At 38.5% G+C, this 19392-nt stretch carries 17 protein-coding genes; 5 read left to right on the forward strand and 12 right to left on the reverse strand.

The genetic code is table 11. The features are described 5' to 3' along the window. Positions 1 to 142: 142 nt before the first annotated feature. The 6 genes from B2R82_RS09170 to zapA all read right to left on the reverse strand — a co-directional run bounded on the left by B2R82_RS09170 (position 143) and on the right by zapA (position 7030). Positions 143 to 1093, reverse strand: coding sequence for a nuclease-related domain-containing protein (locus B2R82_RS09170; RefSeq protein WP_286924557.1), 951 nt, complete (start codon positions 1091 to 1093; stop codon positions 143 to 145). A gap of 542 nt (positions 1094 to 1635) precedes the next feature. Then, positions 1636 to 2049, reverse strand: coding sequence for a DUF350 domain-containing protein (locus tag B2R82_RS09175; RefSeq protein ID WP_010860124.1), 414 nt, complete (start codon positions 2047 to 2049; stop codon positions 1636 to 1638). Positions 2050 to 2070: 21 nt separating this feature from the next. After that, entirely contained in the window at positions 2071 to 4437 is a 2367-nt protein-coding gene (locus B2R82_RS09180) for an endonuclease MutS2 (protein ID WP_286924558.1), read from the reverse strand. 18 nt (positions 4438 to 4455) lie between these two features. After that, positions 4456 to 6165 carry a DNA polymerase/3'-5' exonuclease PolX gene (gene polX, locus B2R82_RS09185; RefSeq protein WP_286924559.1) on the reverse strand — a complete coding sequence of 570 codons (1710 nt, stop codon included), beginning with the start codon at positions 6163 to 6165 and terminating at the stop codon, positions 4456 to 4458. Positions 6166 to 6224: 59 nt separating this feature from the next. Further along, the gene (locus tag B2R82_RS09190) at positions 6225 to 6764 is read right to left on the reverse strand and encodes a CvpA family protein (protein ID WP_054770922.1); all 540 of its coding nucleotides are present in this window, start codon (positions 6762 to 6764) and stop codon (positions 6225 to 6227) included. A 5-nt stretch (positions 6765 to 6769) separates the two neighbouring features. Then, positions 6770 to 7030, reverse strand: a complete 261-nt coding sequence (gene zapA / locus B2R82_RS09195; protein ID WP_286924560.1) for a cell division protein ZapA — start codon at positions 7028 to 7030, stop codon at positions 6770 to 6772. 135 nt (positions 7031 to 7165) lie between these two features. Here zapA and rnhC point away from each other — a divergent pair, with 135 nt between their 5' ends. Then, positions 7166 to 8089: a ribonuclease HIII gene (gene rnhC / locus B2R82_RS09200; RefSeq protein ID WP_286924561.1), complete on the forward strand. Its 924-nt coding sequence runs from the start codon at positions 7166 to 7168 to the stop codon at positions 8087 to 8089. Between the two features lie 380 nt (positions 8090 to 8469). Here the strand turns inward: rnhC and pheT are convergent, their stop codons facing one another. From pheT to B2R82_RS09215, 3 genes are all read right to left on the reverse strand, one after another. Continuing rightward, complete coding sequence (gene pheT, locus B2R82_RS09205; protein ID WP_286924562.1) at positions 8470 to 10887, reverse strand: phenylalanine--tRNA ligase subunit beta; 2418 nt, start codon at positions 10885 to 10887, stop codon at positions 8470 to 8472. Positions 10888 to 10900: 13 nt separating this feature from the next. Beyond that, a complete protein-coding gene (gene pheS, locus B2R82_RS09210) occupies positions 10901 to 11938 on the reverse strand; it encodes a phenylalanine--tRNA ligase subunit alpha (RefSeq protein WP_286924563.1) in 1038 nt (345 codons plus the stop codon). A gap of 590 nt (positions 11939 to 12528) precedes the next feature. Then, positions 12529 to 13293, reverse strand: a complete 765-nt coding sequence (locus B2R82_RS09215; RefSeq protein ID WP_286924564.1) for a TrmH family RNA methyltransferase — start codon at positions 13291 to 13293, stop codon at positions 12529 to 12531. A 179-nt stretch (positions 13294 to 13472) separates the two neighbouring features. Here B2R82_RS09215 and B2R82_RS09220 point away from each other — a divergent pair, with 179 nt between their 5' ends. Beyond that, on the forward strand, positions 13473 to 13868 hold the full coding sequence (locus B2R82_RS09220) for a (deoxy)nucleoside triphosphate pyrophosphohydrolase (RefSeq protein WP_286924565.1): 396 nt from the start codon (positions 13473 to 13475) through the stop codon (positions 13866 to 13868). Between the two features lie 68 nt (positions 13869 to 13936). On the opposite strand, the gene B2R82_RS09225 is transcribed toward B2R82_RS09220, so the two are convergent. The 3 genes from B2R82_RS09225 to B2R82_RS09235 form a co-directional block, all read right to left on the reverse strand. Beyond that, positions 13937 to 14920, reverse strand: coding sequence for a sensor domain-containing diguanylate cyclase (locus B2R82_RS09225; protein WP_286924566.1), 984 nt, complete (start codon positions 14918 to 14920; stop codon positions 13937 to 13939). A gap of 13 nt (positions 14921 to 14933) precedes the next feature. After that, a complete protein-coding gene (locus tag B2R82_RS09230; RefSeq protein ID WP_286924567.1) occupies positions 14934 to 15725 on the reverse strand; it encodes an alpha/beta fold hydrolase in 792 nt (263 codons plus the stop codon). 159 nt (positions 15726 to 15884) lie between these two features. Next, positions 15885 to 17234 (reverse strand): FAD-binding oxidoreductase, encoded by a 1350-nt coding sequence (locus tag B2R82_RS09235; RefSeq protein ID WP_286924568.1) that lies wholly within the window; start codon positions 17232 to 17234, stop codon positions 15885 to 15887. 189 nt (positions 17235 to 17423) lie between these two features. Between B2R82_RS09235 and B2R82_RS09240 the strand changes: the two genes are divergently transcribed. The 3 genes from B2R82_RS09240 (at position 17424) to B2R82_RS09250 (ending at position 19357) form a co-directional block, all read left to right on the forward strand. Further along, positions 17424 to 18839: a LysM peptidoglycan-binding domain-containing protein gene (locus B2R82_RS09240; RefSeq protein ID WP_286924569.1), complete on the forward strand. Its 1416-nt coding sequence runs from the start codon at positions 17424 to 17426 to the stop codon at positions 18837 to 18839. A gap of 152 nt (positions 18840 to 18991) precedes the next feature. Then, complete coding sequence (locus B2R82_RS09245; RefSeq protein WP_283869106.1) at positions 18992 to 19153, forward strand: YfhD family protein; 162 nt, start codon at positions 18992 to 18994, stop codon at positions 19151 to 19153. A gap of 12 nt (positions 19154 to 19165) precedes the next feature. Continuing rightward, the gene (locus tag B2R82_RS09250) at positions 19166 to 19357 is read left to right on the forward strand and encodes an H-type small acid-soluble spore protein (protein WP_054770918.1); all 192 of its coding nucleotides are present in this window, start codon (positions 19166 to 19168) and stop codon (positions 19355 to 19357) included. The last annotated feature ends 35 nt before the right edge of the window (positions 19358 to 19392 follow it).

Below are 19392 nucleotides of genomic sequence, written 5' to 3' on the forward strand. Positions count from 1 at the left end.
GGGTCGCTGATATTACCTATATACGAACGCTGGAGGGATGGGTGTATTTAGCGAGTATTATGGATCTGAGCGATTTCCCTCCTTGTCTGAGTAGTATCCGATTCTCTCCTACAAATTTTTACCTCACCTAAGCTAGGATTTTTTAATTGCCCTTTAAATAATAGAATGTCTTATTATTACATCCTTCTTTTTTCTTAGAAAATTCCTGTAGCACCCTTTTTGTAAGATGTCGATTCGATAATGCTAAAAAATAGCGTGCAGTTTGTGTATTAATTTTCTCATCAATCAATAAACAAAAATCCTGCAATGCTTGATGATGTGCGAATTTGTCATACATGTTGCAAGCTGGACAAAACCAACTATACTTTTGCCGGATTACTTTTGATTGATTACAATGTCTGCAGAATATCCCCTGTTGAAGAGCTTTGGGGTCAATTTTGTAGTAGGAACATAATGGGGAAGGTTGAAAAGCACGATGATGCTTTAATAAGAGATTTGCTATTTGAGATTTTGGAATCGTTCCTTTGGATTTATTTTCATTTAAATGTTGTCTTAGAAAATAAGACAATTCACGCCTCATTAAAACTGGAAACTTTCCTTGTTCATAATAAATTTCAGCATTATTAAAAGGGAAAACAATAATTCCTGTCACTGCTATTTGGACCTCAAACTGCTTAAAAAAGGAATTTAATCCATAAATATAGTCCTCGAGTTGAATTTCTGGGTGATTAAAAATATGTTTGTCACCATTTTCTAATATACGAACCATCTGTCTCGGGTGATGCTTCAATTCAATCCTCCCACGAATATTTTTACTTTCAATCACTACTACATCATAAGGAGTAATAACTACAACATCAAGCTGAATAGGAATAGGCTCAAACAAGGTAATATTATGCAAAACATAGATTTCCAGTGTCTGTGATAACTTTTGCAATTCATTTATTATACATTGTTCACCAAAATCCCCTGCTTCTAATTGCTGTAATTCTTGCGAAACTTTTATATGTAGCGGATGACTTGAGTCCAAACGATGAATCATTGCACGTAATCCTGGTAGCATTGTTGCATGTTCAAATGGTTTTAATATCATGAAATTTTCCTTTCTTTTTGCTTAGACTATAGCAAGTTTTATCTTCATTGCAAATAGCCTTTTTTAAATTAAAAATTTAATCACTTTAAATTTGCTTAAAAGAATAAAATTAAGAAAATTTGTGGATATTTGACCCTCCCCAGTTAATTTTACAATGGACCGAAGCGGTTCTTAACCATACTTGAGCGACTTTTTACTTTTTTTGGGCGCCTCTTGACCATACCCGAGCGACTTCTTACTCTACCTGAGCACTTCTTGACCATACCCGAGCGTCTTTCTTACTCCACCTGAGCACTTCTCGACCATACCTGAGCAACTTTTTACTCTACCGGAGCCGTTCTTGACCCTACCCGAGCGATTCCACTCTCAAGCTGAGCAATTCTTTTCTTAACGCGCCACCTTAAAACATAACAAAAACGCATCCTCACAAACAGGATGCGTTTTCTTGTTTAAAGGGTCATCATATAATAGACACCGACTGCTAAAAATGCGATGCAGACAACGATTAGAATTTTCGCCAATTTTTCCATGTCATGACACTCCTATGCAATACTTGCCCCAATCACAAACGATAGACCTACTGAAATGGTGAAGGAAATAAAGCCGACTGAGCGATTATCATTCGCAATTTCTTGATCTACATTAAAGCGTGGAGTCATGAATTCAAATAAAAAATACGCCACAATCAGTAATGTAAAGCCAAAAAGACCCCAGCCAATCATTTCGCTTAATGTGCTGTGTCGAGCAATGGAGTAGCGGAAAATATTGCAAATCCCCAAAATTTTCCCTCCAGTTGCAAGTGCTACAGCAACATTGCCATTTTTTATTTCTTCCCAATTTTTATATTTCGTAACGACTTCGAACAATGCCATCGAGACGACTAAACATAACACAACAACACTAAAATATCCTGCCGTTTCGATAATCGGATATCGCCAAAAGCTAGAATTCAGCATTTTCTCCGTCCCCTTTACTGCTTATTTCAATTCCACAACCGTGACGCCAAAGCCACCCTCACCTGCTTCACCAAAACGGAAGGATTTTACACGCTTATGCTTTTTCAAATAGTTTTGAATTCCTTGACGCAATGCACCTGTACCAACACCGTGAATAATCGAAACACGCCCATAATTAGCTAGTAGGGCATCATCAATATACTTTTCTGTACGCAAAATAGCATCCTCGAAACGTTCACCACGGAGATCTAATTCTAATTTCACATGGCTATTTCGGTTTTTAACACCTGCAATACGTTGCACGGGTTCTTTTTCTGGCTTGATGTATTCAAGGTCACTATCCGAAATTTTCATTTTCAAAATGCCCATTTGCACAATCCATTCGGAATCAGACACTTTTTCCAGTAAAGTACCCCGTTGACCATAGCTTAACACCTTTACCTCATCTCCGACAACTAGGTTTTGAGCGCGAGCCTTCACTTGGGCTGCTTTCTTTAGCACTTTATTATTATCTAGAGGCGTCGCATCTTCTAAGCGTTTACGAGCTTCAATAAGCTCATGCTCTTTCACGACCTGGTCCGCATTTTTACGCATTTCACGCAATTCAGCTATGATTGATTCAGCTTCTCTCTTTGCCTCATCGACAATTTTACGAGCCTTTTCCTTCGCTTTTTTATCGAGTGCCTCTTTCCGCTCCTCATAAGCCTGTAGTTTGTCCTGCAGCTCTTTGCGTAAGGCTTCGGATTCCATCAGTAATTCATGAGATCGCTCTGCATCATCCTCGGATTGGCGTCGTGTCTCCTCAAGTGAAGCAATCATTGACTCCACTTCATGACGATCTGTGCCTGTAAAGCCTTTCGCTCTATCTATAATAGATTCTGGTAGGCCAAGACGGCTTGAAATTTCAAATGCATTGGAGCGGCCCGGAACACCAATAAGTAGACGGTATGTTGGACTCAAAGTTTCAATATCAAACTCCACACTTGCATTGGCAACACCAGGACGATTATACCCATAAGCTTTTAATTCTGGATAGTGAGTCGTTGCCATCACACGAGCTCCTCTTCCATGTACTTCATCTAAAATAGAAATAGCAAGAGCTGCACCCTCCTGTGGGTCTGTCCCAGCACCTAGTTCATCGAAGAGCACAAGTGACTCATGATCAAATTTTTGTAAAATGTCTACAATATTCACCATATGTGAGGAGAACGTTGATAGTGATTGCTCAATAGACTGTTCATCACCAATATCAGCAAATAACTGCTTGAAAACTGCTAATTCTGAACCATCAAGAGCAGGTACAGGTAATCCAGCCTGTGCCATCAAAGTACATAATCCAACTGTTTTTAACGTTACAGTTTTCCCACCAGTGTTTGGTCCTGTAATAACAATTGCCGTAATGTCTTTGCCGAATTCAATATCATTGGCAACTGCAATGTCAATCGGTAAAAGTGGATGACGTGCACGTACTAGACGAATATAACCGTCGTTATTCATTTTTGGCATTGTACATTTGTTTGCTTGCCCATATTTCCCCTTCGCTAAAATAACATCTATCTCACCAAGTACTTTCACTAAATTAAATAAATCAGGGGCTACTTCCTCTACCATAGCACTTAAAGCAAGTAAAATGCGTTCAATTTCAGCTTGCTCCTTCATTTTTAGTCGATGAATCTCATTATTTGCTTGTACAACCGAATCTGGCTCGATGAATAATGTTTGCCCCGAAGACGATTGATCATGCACAATTCCACCATAATGATGACGATACTCCTGTTTAACAGGAATAACGAAGCGATCATTCCGAATCGTTACAAGTGCATCTGACAGCATTTTTGCAGCATTACTGCCACGTATAAGGCTTTCAAGCTTTGAACGAACCTTAGCCTCCTCTGCACGCAAAGATTGGCGAATGGAACGTAAAGTTTGACTTGCTGAATCTAGCACGGAACCATTGTCATCAATACAATTGTTAATTTCGTGCTGCAAGCCAGTTAAAACAGGCATTGCCTCCTTTTTAGTGATGAAATGTGGAATCTCAATCACTGCTTCTGATTCAATATCCTCAATGAAATTACGAAGAATTCTACTAGCACGAATCGTACTTGAAACTTCCATCAATTCCATCGCTGAAAGCATACCACCGATTTGTGCACGTCTTGCGGCAGGGCGTACATCAAAAATTCCACCCATCGGTACATTGCTTTTTACACGTAAAATGGAAAGTCCTTCATCCATTTCCTCTAATAATTGTACAACTTTCTCATAGTCTGTCTGTGGTACAAGCTCATCAATAGCTGTTTTGCCAATGGATGAAGTACAGTATGTAGCCACTTGCTGACGTACTTTATCATATTCTAGTGTTTTCAATGCGCGTTCTGCGATCACTGAGAACACCTCCTCAACCTATTTATTTCGTCGAATAAACGCCTCAAATTGTTCCCGCGTCCATGTATTCACAATCATATCCTTTTTCAACCATGCTTTGTTTGCATAACGAACCCCTATATCCATAAAACGTAAATGAGCAATATCATGGGCATCGGTATTAATGGCTACAGGCACACCAGCTACCATGGCCATTTCTAAATGCTCCACACATAAATCAAGACGATATGGATTAGCATTTAACTCTAAAATTTTACCATATTCCTTCGCCCAAGCAATTAATTGTTCCATATCGGGATTATAACCTTGACGATCCTCAATAATGCGACCTGTAGGATGCGCAATCATATGCACATATGGATTTTGCATCGCCGTTAGTAAACGTGCCATTATTTTTTCCTGAGACTGTGTAAAGCTAGAATGGATGGAGGCAATCACAAAATCTAACGCTTTCAATACTTCATCTTCAAAATCAAGGGTCCCATCTGGTAAAATATCCATTTCTGTTCCTGCATATAAATGAAATTCCGAATGTGCCTTATTAAATGCTTCAATTTCAGCACGTTGCTTTATTAAACGTTCAGGCGTTAAACCATTTGCTACCTTTAAAAATTGCGAATGGTCCGTTATAACGCTATATTGATAACCTCGTTCGATTAAAGCCTCGCCCATTTCTGCCACAGAATAGGCTCCATCTGACCATGTTGTATGCATATGCAAATCTGCCTTGATATCCTCTAGTTTCACTAAAGTTTGAATATCCTCAGTTTTATCAAACTCCGTTGTACCAGTGCGTATGCTTGGCGGGATAAACGGTAAATCAAAATGGGCAAAAAACGCTGCTTCATCTTTAAAGGTCAATACGTTCCCGTCTTCCTGCTCAACACCATATTCACTAATCTTCTCACCACGTGCTTTTGCAATTTGACGCATACGAACATTATGTTCCTTAGAGCCTGTAAAATGATGTAAGGCAGTTGCATATTCCGCATCCTTTACTAAACGGAAATCCACACTTATTGGCTCGTCTAAATCTAATACGACAGAAATTTTCGTATCGCCAGCTGCTACCACTTCCTGTATCGAAAGCTTATTCAGCAGTTGCTCACGAACAGCCTCAACTACTTCTGTTACAACAATAAAATCAATATCCTTACTTGTTTCCGCAGCCCGACGGAAGCTTCCAGCAACTGAAAAACGTTCTACTTCCTTCATACTACCTAGAAGTGCTTCTATTTGTAAAACAACAGGCTCCAGTTGCCATATTGGTAAACGCTCTGAACGATTAGCTAAATTGGCAAGCTCCTTTAATATTTTTTCTTCTGTTTTCGCTGCAAAGCCTGCTAGCTCACGAACTTTACATGCCTCACATGCTGCCTTTAGACTTTCCGCAGAATCAATTCCTAGCTCTTGATGAAGCTTGGCTATTTTTTTCCCACCTAATCCAGGTAATTTTAATAAGGGTAGTAAGCCTTTAGGAACAACTTCTTCTAATTCCTTTAATAGACTTGATTGTCCAGTTGTCATTAAATCTTCAATGACAGCGGCAGTTCCTTTACCAATTCCTTTAAGTTTCGTTACATCCTCCATCTCACTTAATGAGCGTTCGTCTCCCTCTAGAGCCGCAGCTGCTTTTCGAAAGGCTGATACTTTAAATGGATTTTCCCCCTGTAATTCCATATATAATGCGATTTTTTCAAGTGTTCGAATAATTGTTTTTTTGTTCAACAGAAGTTCCTCCTATCGTAAAAACACTTCTCTCACAGCCGAGAGAAGTGCAAAGTTTACTATTGCATATAAATATACCACCAGTTTTGAAACATCTTTGTAATAATTGGTGTATGCTCCAAAATAAGACCACTTATCAATGACTTCGATATTAACCCTTGAATAAAATCAACTGGCAATAAAGCAAGAATGTATAGCAAAATAAACATAATTAAATAGTTTTCAATCATGCCAAACAATGCTCCAAGCCAACGATTTAAAGTATTTAACACTGGTAAATACGCTATAAAATCAAAAATCGACGCAATAATTTGCAAGGAAATTTTCACAGCGAAGAAAATAACAGCGAAGGCAATGACACGGTAAAATGTGCTGTCTAAATCCAGACTATCTATGACTACACCAAGACTACCTGAATCTGTTACACCTGGATATGGAATCCAAAACACAAATTTTTGTGCTAATGGCTTATAATAAATATACGCAACAATGATGGCAACTATAAAGCTGACAATATGCATCATCTGAACGATGAAACCTCGTTTTGCACCGATAATAAGTCCAGCTAATAGCACCGCCAATATGATTAAATCTAGCATTCACTTCAACCCTTTAATTTTTTCAATTCTTCTTCTAGTCGCTCCATCTGCTCTTTTAATAGTAAATAATCGTGAACAGTATTTACTGCTGTTAGAACAGCTAGTTTTGTACTATCAAGTGAGGGGTTATGTAAATTCATTTCGCGCATACGGTCATCAACAATTGAAGCGACAAGTCGCATATGTCCAATGGATTCAGAGCCGACCATTTTATATGTGTGACCATATATTTCCACAGAAATTTTATTCTTTTCTTGATTTTCCATAGTCGCACCCTCCTTTTTTCATCTTTATGTTCACGATTTTTTTAGTTGTGAACAGCATCACACAAAAAAGCTATTTATTATCATACCATGAATGATATAAAATTGTGAACAATGAGGACAGAAAGGGACGATTAAATGTCAAATATTGTGCTTTCAATATCACCAAATATACAAAAAGAAGTGATGGCCTTCTATGCAAGCCATTATATAGAGCGAAAGGCACCTGGTGTTATCTTTGCCGCAAAGCTTCCAGATACAGCAATCACCATGTACAAATCAGGTAAATTAATGTTTCAAGGGGGAGGAGCTGAACGAGAAGCAGCTCGCTGGGGCAGTAGCATCCCTAGTCCGCCAAAAGCTTCAGCCATAGGTGCAAAGGGAGATGTTTTGCCTGATGGCTTTGCTACAATGTCAGTGCTCGGCTCTGATGAAACTGGCACTGGCGATTATTTCGGTCCAATGACTGTAGCAGCTGTTTATGTTCCTGCAACGAAGATTGAGCTTGTCAATGAGCTTGGGGTAAAAGATTCAAAAATGCTAACAGATGACTATATGCGTAAAATAGCGCCAGATTTACGTGCTGCCTGTGTCCATAGTGTACTTGTACTGCGGAATGAGAAGTATAATAATTTACAGGCAAAGGGCTATTCACAGGGAAAAATGAAGGCAATGATGCACAATAAAGCACTTAACAATACTCTAGTGAAAATGGCACCAGAAAAACCACAGCATATTTTAATCGATCAGTTTGCTGAACGAGGCGTGTACTATAACTATTTAAAGAATGAGCGAGAAATCGTTCGAGAGAATGTGCTTTTTTCAACAAAAGCTGAGCAATTGCATGTTTCAGTCGCAACAGCCTCCATATTAGCTCGCGCGGCTTTCTTAAAGGAAATGGATCGACTTAGTGAACTGGCTGGAATTGAATTATTAAAGGGAGCTTCTGCAAAAGTAGATGCTTTAGCAGCACGTATTTGGCGTGGTCAAGGTGAGGATTTTTTACGCACTATAACGAAATGGCATTTTGCAAATACCGAAAAAGCAAGGAAAATGATTTAAATCATTTTCGCCCCGGCGTAATTGTAGCTGCCGCTCGTTAGCACATAATGTTGGTCACTCAGTCGCGAGTTGTTGTTGCTTTCGCACAGATAAAAACGTGTTGCTGTCACTTCGCTTTTGCACAGATAAATTGCCATAGGACGTGGCGTTCTTATACTGAGTTCTGCTATTTCAGTAGGTGTTTGGACACCACTGATAAGGAACCAAAACCGCATTCTCTCGCCACTGCTAGAGATGGGAGTCTTCTGTATCTACCGCTGCCACTACACTTACGAGCATAAAACATCTGCCGCTACCGCTATGCTTTCGATACAAGAAACATTTGCTGAATGAAGATAAAAAAAGACTGTCCCGTAAGACAGTCTTCCTAAATAATATTATTAACGTACTTCTGTACCTTCAATTGTTGCAATAGCTTTTAGCACCTTGTTATGTGCTGCAACAACTTCTTCATCTGTTAAAGTACGCTCTGGATCAAGGTAAGTGAGTGAGAATGCAACAGATTTTTTACCTGGCTCCATTTTTTCACCTTCGTAAACATCAAATACACGAACGTCTTTCAATAATTTTACGCTAGCTGAGTGGATAGCTGTGATGACTTCTCCTGCAGTTGTAGCACGATTCATGATTAAAGCGATATCACGAGACATTGCTGGGAATCGAGGTACCGATGTGTAGGTAAGCGATTCCTCTTGTTCAGTGGCATTTAATAATGCTACTAAATTCATTTCCATGACATATGTGTCTTTAACACCCCATGCTTTTTGTTCTGCGGGATGTAAACCACCAATAATGCCGACCTGCTCCCCATCTAAAAGAATGCTAGCTGTGCGTCCTGGATGCAAGCCATCGACTTGTGCTTGCACGAATGAAATGCGATTTTCTAAGCCTAGCTTACCAATAACGCCCTCAACAATGCCTTTTAAGACAAAGAAGTCAACTGCTTTTTTCTCACCCTGCCAAGCATGATCTAACCATTTTCCTGTTAAAACTGCTGCTACATGCTCTTCCTCATATGGCTGCCCTTCTTCTAGTTGACCAAGGAACACAGAACCAACCTCATAAAGTGCCACGCTTTCAGCTTGACGTGCTACATTATAAGCAGCTGCTTCAATTAAATGTGGAATCAGACTCTGACGTAAAGTTGAACGTTCTTCACTCATAGGCATTAACAAACGAGTGACTGGCTCAGCCTTCAATGCGAAGCGCTGTGACAATGCCTCAGATGTTAATGAATAGGTTACAGCCTGATAAAGCCCTGCTCCCTCCATAAAATTACGGACTACACGACGATGTGCTTGATATGGTGTTAAACCACCTACTTGCGTAGCACCCTCTGGTAATGTCATCGGGATTTCATCATAACCAAATAAACGAGCAATTTCCTCAACGATATCCTCTTCAATTTTAATATCTTGACGACGGGTTGGCGCATCAATTATTAACAAGCCGTTCGCTGCCTCTACACTGAATTTCAGACGTTCTAAAATAGAAAGCATATCCTCTAAAGAAATTTTCATTCCTAAACGCTCATTAATAAAGTCTGGGGACACAACAACACGGGCTGGTGTTTTATCCAGTTCATCGACAAGACATGTGCCTTCCAACACTTCCCCACCAGCAAGTTCAGCTAATAATGCTGCTGCACGTTCTGCTGCAGGTAAAACACGGTTAGGGTCAACACCCTTTTCGAAACGAGCAGAAGCATCAGAGCGCAAGCCAAGACGACGTGAAGTTTGGCGTACAGTTAAGCCATCGAAATAAGCAGATTCAATCACAACTGTTGTAGTAGACTCTGTTACCTCAGAATTTGCGCCACCCATTACACCTGCAATAGCTACTGGTTCCTTACCATTAGTAATCACTAAATCAGTCGCTTTTAATGTACGTTCTTGGTCATCTAAAGTCGTAATTTGTTCACCCTCTGTTGCTTTTCGGACAACGATTTCACCTGTTGCAAGGCTATCATAGTCAAAGGCATGAAGGGGTTGACCGTATTCCATTAAAATGTAGTTCGTTATATCAACAACATTATTGTGTGGACGAACACCCGCAGCCATTAAACGATTTTGTAGCCACATTGGTGATTCTGCAATTTTTACATTTTTCACAACTTTAGCAACGTACATTGGGTTTGCTTGCAAATCTTCTACTCGAAGCTTTAACCTGTCTTCCGCTTTTTCAGTAGATGTGTTATAGGAAATTTCCGGATATTTCACTTCTTCAGAAAGAATTGCACCAACTTCATATGCCACACCTAGCATTGACAGTGCATCTGATCGATTTGGTGTTAAACCTAGCTCTAGTACTGTGTCTCGTAAACCTAAAATAGCAAGGGCATCTGAACCAATTTCAGCATCAGCAGGAAGTACATAAATCCCCTCAGAATATGCTTTAGGAACAAGCTTCCCTTCGATACCTAGCTCTTGCAATGAACAAATCATACCATTTGATTCATGTCCACGAAGTTTCGCTTTTTTTATTTTAATGCCACCTGGTAAATGTGCACCTGGACGAGCCACAATAACTTTTTGTCCCGCATCAACATTTGGTGCACCGCAGATAATTTGTTGTAGCTCTGCTTCACCAACATCCACTTGGCAAATATTTAATTTATCCGCTTCAGGGTGTTTTTCTTTTGATACGACATAACCCACTACAACTTTATCCATTCCGTTAGCACGATCAATTACTGCATCCACCTCAATTCCAGAGCGCGTAATTTTTTCCGCTAACTGCTCAGGCACTAAATTCTGTGTACTTACATAATCTTTTAACCATTCTAATGATACTAACATTATTAATCCTCCCTTACGCCTCTGTTCGCTCGAATTGTGATAAGAAACGTGTATCACTTGTGTAGAAATGACGAATATCGTCGACACCATATTTTAACATTGCGATACGTTCTGCACCGATACCAAATGCAAAGCCTGAAACTTTTTTGGGATCATAGCCAGCCATTTCAAGCACATTTGGATGTACCATACCAGCACCTAAAATTTCAATCCAGCCTGTACCTTTACATACATTACAGCCTGAACCACCACATTTAAAGCAAGAAATATCCATTTCAACAGATGGCTCTGTGAATGGGAAGAAACTTGGACGTAAGCGAATTTCGCGATCGGCACCAAACATTTTCTTTGCTAAAGTATCTAAAGTACCTTTAAGGTCGCTCATGCGAATATTTTCGCCAATCACTAATCCTTCAATTTGCATGAACTGGTGTGAGTGTGTAGCATCATCATTGTCGCGACGGAATACTTTACCTGGGCAAATAATACGAATGGATTCACCTTTTTTCTCTTCCATTGTTCGAGCTTGCACTGGAGATGTGTGCGTACGTAATAATATTTCCTCGGAAATATAGAACGAATCTTGCATATCACGAGCAGGGTGCCCCTTCGGTAGGTTTAGTGCTTCAAAGTTATAGTAATCCTTCTCCACTTCAGGACCTTCTGCAATTTCATAGCCCATACCAATAAATAAATCTTCAATTTCTTCAATGACACGTGTCAATGGATGACGATTTCCTACTTTAATTTCTCGGCCTGGTAAAGTGACATCAATCGACTCACTTGCTAATTTTTCAGCAATTGCCGCTTCCTCAAGCACAGTTGCCTTTTCCTCTAAAACAGCTGTTACCTTTTCACGAACTGTATTCACTAAGGCACCCATTTTAGGGCGTTCCTCTGCTGATAATTTCCCCATCCCTTTTAATAAATCTGTAATAGGTCCTTTTTTTCCCAGATACGCTACACGCACATCATTTAACTCTTTTAAAGTTGCTGCTGCTTCAATTTTAGCAAGTGCTTCTTGCTCTAATTGCTTTAATTGCTCTTCCATGTGTAAATCCTCCTTGTTCAAATCAATTTCACTTTGGCATTTTTGTAGTTATCGCTTAGCCTTCACTACAGATTCTGAATTGTCCTATACCATGTTTCACTTCCGCTACAGGATAAATGTCAGCTTTTTAATGGCATAAAAAAACTCGCCCCTAAAAAAGGGACGAGGACATATTCGCGGTACCACCCTAGTTATTGCAAGACAAACGCCAAGCAATCACTTCATTGACATAACGACTAGATTAAAGCCGGCTTACCTTTACAGCATTTTGCTGGTCCCGGTAGCTGCTCGCGGGCTGAATTCAAAACTGCATTGGTTCTGCGCTGGCTCTCAATCTCCGGCCCACGCTCCCTGTCGTCCATTCACAATCTTTACTACTTCCCGGTCAAAGCATTCTCATATTCAAGTTTACAATTTAAAAGTGATTATACAATACTATACTCATGCAAATCAAGGGGCATCTTCCCATTATTAAGGATATTAATGATTCCAAAGTTTTTGAACCCTTCAATATGACAACGCATCCATTGATTTGAGCAATCTATCCTTCACTTTAGTTATTCTATCCATCATTTTGATAGTTCTATCCGTTATTTAACAAAACCATATAATACAATTCCTGTTGCCACCGCTACATTTAATGATTCTGCCTGTCCAAAAATAGGAATTATAATATTTTGATCGGCCATAGCAAGCAATTGTGGGTGGATGCCGCTGCCTTCATTGCCCATCATGATGGCAAAAGCACCTGTATGCTGAATATCGCTGTAGATAACCGCATCTTCATCTAATGCCGTTCCAAATACTGGTACACCATTTTCCTGTAGCTGCTCTATCCAATCCTCCAACTCACCTCTAAGTACTGGAATGTGAAAATGTGAGCCCTGTGCAGAACGAAGTGTTTTAGGATTATACATATCTGCACAGCCCTTGCCTAATATAACTGCATCCAAGCCCGCAGCATCTGCCGTACGAATCATCGTTCCTATATTCCCAGGATCTTGTACAGCATCAATCAGTAATACCTTACGCCATGAAGCCATTACATCTTCCTTTAGTAAAGGCTGCTTACAAACGGCAAATACTCCTTGTGAGGTCTCCGTTTCAGCAAACTCCTTCGCAACAGCTACAGTCACTTCAATGATGGCAATATCGTCAATTGGCCAAAGCATTGGTAAATCTACACCTTCACGCACAATAAGCTGCAATACCTGCTCTTTATTTTTTAATGCTTCCTCTACTAAATGGAATCCTTCGACTATAAATTCTCCAGAACGTTCACGCTCTTTACGTGTCGTCGCTAGTTTCTTCCAGTATTTCACTAATGCATTTTGCGTAGATTCAATTCTTTTCATCGTACCTCGTACCGCCCTTTTCCTATTTACTGTTTTTTATTATACAGTAGAAAATAACAATTTACATCGTCATGGAAACTCTGTTTTTAATGAAGACAGCTTTTATTTTAAGTAACAAAAATTTCAAACTACATGTTATAATCTACAATATTTCATAAAAAAATTTTAGGATGAAGAAAATGAAAAAACATATACACGTAGTAGGCGCAATTATTGAAAATGACAAGAATGAAATCTTTTGTGCATTACGAAATCCTCACATGGTACTCGCTAACTACTGGGAATTTCCTGGCGGTAAAATAGAAGTAGGGGAAACGTCGAAGCAGGCATTGGCCCGTGAAATATTAGAGGAATTTAATTGCTCTATAGAGGTGAATGAAAAAGTAGAAGATACCACATATGAATATCAAGAATTCATTGTGCGCCTAGAGACATTTAAAGCCACGATAATTAGTGGAGAACCACTTGCTTTAGAACATACTGAAATCAGATGGGTAGCTCGACACCAACTGTTAGAATTAAACTTCGCTCCAGCGGACATCCCTTCTATAAAAAAATTGCTAGCAGAAAAATAACAACAAGATGGCAATTAAGTAATTTTCTTAATCGCCATCTTGTTCATAAAAATCCCCTTTATCCCACTCTAAATACTTGTTAAATCTATACTATGTGTAACGCGGTTTCGACCATTTTCCTTAGAGGCATATAGAGCCTTATCAGCTCTTTGTAAAATGGTAGTCTCATTATCCGTTTTGATAGCAGTGGCAATACCGACGCTCACTGTAATTCGCCCAGTTTGCCACTTTGCTTGTTCTACAGCTTGTCGCAATTGTTCTGCAATAGCTTTTGCCTCGTTCTGATCGGTTTCTGGTAAAATAACAACAAATTCTTCTCCACCATAACGTGCAACGATATCTAAAGAACGAGCTTGATTTTTTAATAGTTGTGCTAATTGTGCAAGAACTTCGTCTCCTACTTGATGACCAAATGTATCATTTACCTTTTTGAAGTGATCAATGTCTAAAATAAAAAGTGAGAAAGGTGAAGCTGATTTTTCATTGTTGGACAATTGTTCTTCTAGTTTCTCTTGAAAATACCTTCTATTTTTCAAACCGGTTAGCTTATCTGTTTCAGATAATTCTATTAATGTTGCATTCATTGAAAGCAACTCAGCCTGTTTTTGTTCGATTTCTAGATGAATTTGCTCTAATTTTGCTAAAGCTTGTTTTTTCTCAGTATAGGCAGCTTCCATTTGTTTTTTTGTTGAACGTAATTCAAGTTCATAATCAATTCGCTTTTTCATCTTCACTAGAATACAATCTATATACTCCAACTTATTTTCTGTAAATAACTTAGCATTCAATAAAAACGGAATAGACAATCCATCATGATGCTTCAGGCTAATAAAAAGCTCATCGATATGATTGTTTAGATTAATGCTTGGATAAAAATAAGAATGAAATATTAATTTATTTGGAGTAGACATAAGAATTTCTATATGTTTATTTATCAAATCCGCCTGCTTATAGCCCATCCATTGAAGAAAGGTTTGATTTATATCTGTGATAATCCCTTCATGGTTGATAGAAAGAAAACCACAAGGCGCATAGTTCAATCGTTTTTCCATTTTACATTTCCTTTCACAAAAATTCTGTGATACAGTGAATTGTTTCGTCTGGATGACTAATATGTGGGTAATGCCCCTTCGCCTTCATTAACCGAAATGTACTATTTTTCAGGTGACTATGTAAATATTCCCCTACCTCAATAGGTACTATGCTATCGTCTGAGCACTGCATAATAAGTGTAGGGATATTCATTTTTGCTAGGTCATCACGGTAATCTGATAAGAAGGTCACTTCTGCAAATTCTCTAGCAATCACAGGATTAGCAGCGATAAATGTTTGCTCTAATTCCTGCGATAATTTAGGAACCTCAGGATTGTTCATTGCAATTGGTGCCATATAGCTTGCCCAGCCAACAAAATTCATCTCCATCATATCCAATAGCTCTGAAATGTCACTTTGTTCAAAGCCGCCACGATAATCACCATCATTTAAATAACATGGGGATGGTCCAATCATTATTATTTTTTTGAAATATGCAGGTTGTTCAATGGATGCTAACATGCCTATCATCGAGCTAATTGAATGTCCAACGAATAGAATATTGTTCAAATTTAATGCTTCGATAATGTCTAAAATATCTTGAACATATCCCTGTAAAGAACTATATTTTTCAGAGTTATACGCGTGTAAATCTGAATTACCCGAGCCAACATAATCAAATAAAATTACTTGATAATTATCTTCAAATGCAGGGGTAATGAACCGCCACATATCTTGATCACAGCCAAAGCCATGAGCAAAAATAATAGGCTGATTCCCTTTACCAATTATTTTTACATTATTACGAACAATTACATCAGTCATCGCATTTACTCCCTTAGAAATATATGTAATATCTTCATTTTGACGTGCAGAACACTAATTATCAAGATAATTATTCATGCAAAAGGACAGCATGCATAGCTAATTTTCAGCATGCTACCCTTTTTATCTTAATTCAGCAAATGATTTTTGTATCGTTGATTAAAGCCATTTTCGATTAGGTGGGATGCTTTGAGGAAAATGAAATACATTCAATGGATCATATTTTGACTTTACCTCTCTTAATCTACGAACATTTCGGCCATAATAAGCAGTCAGCCAATCTTTAATAAAGCGATCAGGGAAATTGACATAATCCCCAGTAGTATAAGGAGACAAAGCCCGTCTGACATTTTCCACCCATCGAATGTTTTTCTCTTCTTCTTTAGGTTTTTTCCAAGATGTATTGTACTCCTGTGCCATTAAAGCATTTCTATAATAATAAGCAGTACGATTGGGTGCAACTTGACCTACAGCGCCTCCTAAAGATTGCTGCCAAATCGTTGTATTTCTATTTGGTGGTTTTGCTAAGAATTCCTTCATTTGTACAATGGCGGCATGTGGAAATGGTCTTTCAATAAAAGAACCAGATCTTTTACGAAGAGCTGGCTGGTTGCCACTTGGAATATCAAAAAATTCTACAGCCTTTAAATATGGGACTTCCTTTATCCAAATATTTCTGGGTGTTCCTATTTTCCTTAAAGGCCGTAGTAATTTCTTTAATTCTGAAGCAGAACCGACGAACTCTCCTTGTGCAACAATCTCATCTATCTCCTTTGATTTAAGCTCAATCTGGGACGTTAAGCGTTCATCTGTATATGGTGCCCATTTTTGCCATGCATCAAAGGCACGTTCAAAATCCTCCCAACCCCATGTAATAGAAAAAATAGCAACATGGTTAATTGGATGTAGTTTAAAGGTAAGTGATGTTACGATACCAAAATTGCCACCTCCACCTCCACAGCTAGCCCACAATAAATCACTGTTTTTTTGCCTGTTTGCTTGAATGACTGTTGCTCCTTCATGACCACTTACACCCACCATCTCAATTTCAATCAAATTGTCACATGTTAACCCAAATGGACGAGATAGCATACCAATTCCTCCACCAAGTGTTAAGCCCACGACGCCTACACTACTTTCGGTTCCGGCAGGTATTGTTACACCTTGTTCTCCTAATACATGATAAACGCTCCCAAGATTTGCCCCTGCTTCAATTTTCACTGTCATTTCCTGAAGATTGAGTTGAATGTCATTCATGTCACTAATATCAATAACAAGACCTTTATTTAATAATGAATAATTTTCATAGCTATGTCTGCCACTTCTTATTCGAAATGGTTCATTATTTTCCCTTGCCCAGTTTAATGCATTTATAACATCCTTTGTATCTTGACAAAACACAATTACGCTGGGATATTTCGGATTATTTAAGTTATTATTTGTTCTTGCCTGTTCATATCCCGGATCATCAGGAGTAACAATTCTTCCAGTGAGCTTTACTTTTTTCAAAAGCCAGCTCCTTTCTCAAATAATGAATGCATATGCTCTATCCTATGCATATTGATTGGAAAGAATATGAACAATAAAATATTTATTATGCGTTGTTGAATCCACAGAAACAGAAGGCTCTTCAGAAAAATACTCATTTTCTTCCTTAATACATATGATGCAATATGAAAACTACTTTGGAGGTGTCCAATGATAATACATGTGGTGAGTGCTGGTGAAACACTGTGGCAAATTGCAAATCACTATTTTGTACCTATTCAGGAGATTATTCAATTAAATGGATTATCTAATCCAGACCAATTAGTAATCGGACAATCACTCGTTATTCCCTCTCCCTATACAACTCATACAGTGAAAAAAGGAGATACTCTATGGTCGATTGCACAACAATACAACGTATCAATTCAATCTATTATCTCTGTTAATCATTTAACTAATCCTGATTTGCTAACGCCTGGCACTCAATTAGTAATTCCACCCGTTATTCATATCGTCCAACCTGGAGAAACGTTATCCCAAATTGCTTATCAATATAGTACTACTGTTCAAGCTATTGCTGTTGAAAATGGCATTTCAAATCCAAATCTGATTTATGTAGGTACACACTTAATCATTCCAAGAGCAAAGCCTTTAATTGAGGTGAACGCCTATACGTATGAAAAGCCAAAAGAAGCTGTTCAATCTATAAACGCCATTGGCCATCTTCTTACTTATTTTAGTCCTTTTGCTTATATGATAAAGGAGGATGGAACTTTAGAGCCGCTTGATGATCAAGAAATGATTGCAGCTGCCAATGCAAAAAACATTACACCTATGCTAACCCTTACAAACCTAACTTCTACTGAAACAGGCTCTAACTTATCACATGTTATTTTATCAAGCGCAGCATTACGTGAAAAAGTGATTACTAATACTCTACAAGTAATGCAGGAGAAGGGCTATAAAGTTTTAAATATTGATTTTGAATACGTCCTTCCAGCAGATCGAGAAAATTATACTGCCTTTCTTCAACTCGCCGTTGACCGTCTTCATCCGTATGGCTATCTAGTATCTACAGCACTTGCACCAAAAACAAGTGCAGCACAGGTAGGAACACTGTATGAGGCTCACGATTATGAAGCACATGGGAAGATTGCAGATTTTGTAGTATTGATGACCTATGAATGGGGGTATCGACTTGGCCCACCACAAGCAATATCTCCAATTAATGAAATGAGGAAAGTTGTTGAATATGCATTAACTGCTATGCCTGCTGAGAAAATACTTTTAGGCTTCGAACTTTATGCTCGTGATTGGCTTTTACCACATGTAAAAGGACAAGAAGCAGAAACATTCAGTTCTCAAGAAGCTGTTAATCGGGCAATAAAATATGGCGCAACCATTCAATATGATCTAGTTGCACAGTCACCATATTTTCGTTATGTTGATGAACATGGGAAGCAACACGAAGTTTGGTTTGAAGATGCTCGAAGTGCACAAGCTAAGTTTGATATGGTGCAACAATATAACCTTAGAGGAATTAGCTATTGGGCATTAGGTTTCCCTTTCCCACAAAATTGGGTGCTATTAAATAATGACTTTTCTATAAAAAAGGTCTCGCTATAAAAACGCTTGTTTCTTTTAAGGTTAACGATTTCTCCAAAAATAATTCGTAACTGTTTTACATTAAATTTTTTCTGTTCCCTAGATTTCCCCTTGATAAAAATTCGATTCAAAAGCCATATTAAGAAATATCAAAAACGAAAGGAGAAACAATCATGGGAAGAGACAATAAACAAGGACAAAGCGCCAACAAAGGATCTTTACCTCAAACGCCAAAAAACCAAAAAATAGCGCCCAACAAAGTGAGTGAAGAATTTTCAAAAGAGTTTATGGAACTTATTCATTCCGTTACCAAAGAAGGTAAATCAAAAAAATAAGGGGGACTTCAAGTGGATTTTAAACGTGCACAAGAAATAGTCGCCTCACCATTAGAATATGAAGTCAGTTATAATGGCGTATCTATCTGGATTGATAAGCTTCATGACGATGGAAAAACAGCAACTGTTCATTTACGGCGTTCTTTAGAGGAGCGATCAGAGGTGGATATAGGAGAATTAAAGGAAGAGTATCTGATGCATTAATCAATTATACCCCAGCATCATTGCGTTCGGATTTT

It is taken from the genome of Lysinibacillus sp. UBA6686, assembly GCF_002455205.1.
GTDB classification, from domain to species: Bacteria; Bacillota; Bacilli; order Bacillales_A; family Planococcaceae; genus Lysinibacillus; species Lysinibacillus pakistanensis.

Bases quoted from the DNA above. Each gene is read 5' to 3' on its own strand.
- B2R82_RS09170 (WP_286924557.1), bottom strand. From the start codon at position 1,093: ATGATATTAAAACCATTTGAACATGCAACAATGCTACCAGGATTACGT.
- B2R82_RS09175 (WP_010860124.1), bottom strand. From the start codon at position 2,049: ATGCTGAATTCTAGCTTTTGGCGATATCCGATTATCGAAACGGCAGGA.
- B2R82_RS09190 (WP_054770922.1), bottom strand. From the start codon at position 6,764: ATGCTAGATTTAATCATATTGGCGGTGCTATTAGCTGGACTTATTATC.
- zapA (WP_286924560.1), bottom strand. From the start codon at position 7,030: ATGGAAAATCAAGAAAAGAATAAAATTTCTGTGGAAATATATGGTCAC.
- rnhC (WP_286924561.1), top strand. From the start codon at position 7,166: ATGTCAAATATTGTGCTTTCAATATCACCAAATATACAAAAAGAAGTG.
- pheT (WP_286924562.1), bottom strand. From the start codon at position 10,887: ATGTTAGTATCATTAGAATGGTTAAAAGATTATGTAAGTACACAGAAT.
- pheS (WP_286924563.1), bottom strand. From the start codon at position 11,938: ATGGAAGAGCAATTAAAGCAATTAGAGCAAGAAGCACTTGCTAAAATT.
- B2R82_RS09215 (WP_286924564.1), bottom strand. From the start codon at position 13,293: ATGAAAAGAATTGAATCTACGCAAAATGCATTAGTGAAATACTGGAAG.
- B2R82_RS09220 (WP_286924565.1), top strand. From the start codon at position 13,473: ATGAAAAAACATATACACGTAGTAGGCGCAATTATTGAAAATGACAAG.
- B2R82_RS09225 (WP_286924566.1), bottom strand. From the start codon at position 14,920: ATGGAAAAACGATTGAACTATGCGCCTTGTGGTTTTCTTTCTATCAAC.
- B2R82_RS09230 (WP_286924567.1), bottom strand. From the start codon at position 15,725: ATGACTGATGTAATTGTTCGTAATAATGTAAAAATAATTGGTAAAGGG.
- B2R82_RS09240 (WP_286924569.1), top strand. From the start codon at position 17,424: ATGATAATACATGTGGTGAGTGCTGGTGAAACACTGTGGCAAATTGCA.
- B2R82_RS09245 (WP_283869106.1), top strand. From the start codon at position 18,992: ATGGGAAGAGACAATAAACAAGGACAAAGCGCCAACAAAGGATCTTTA.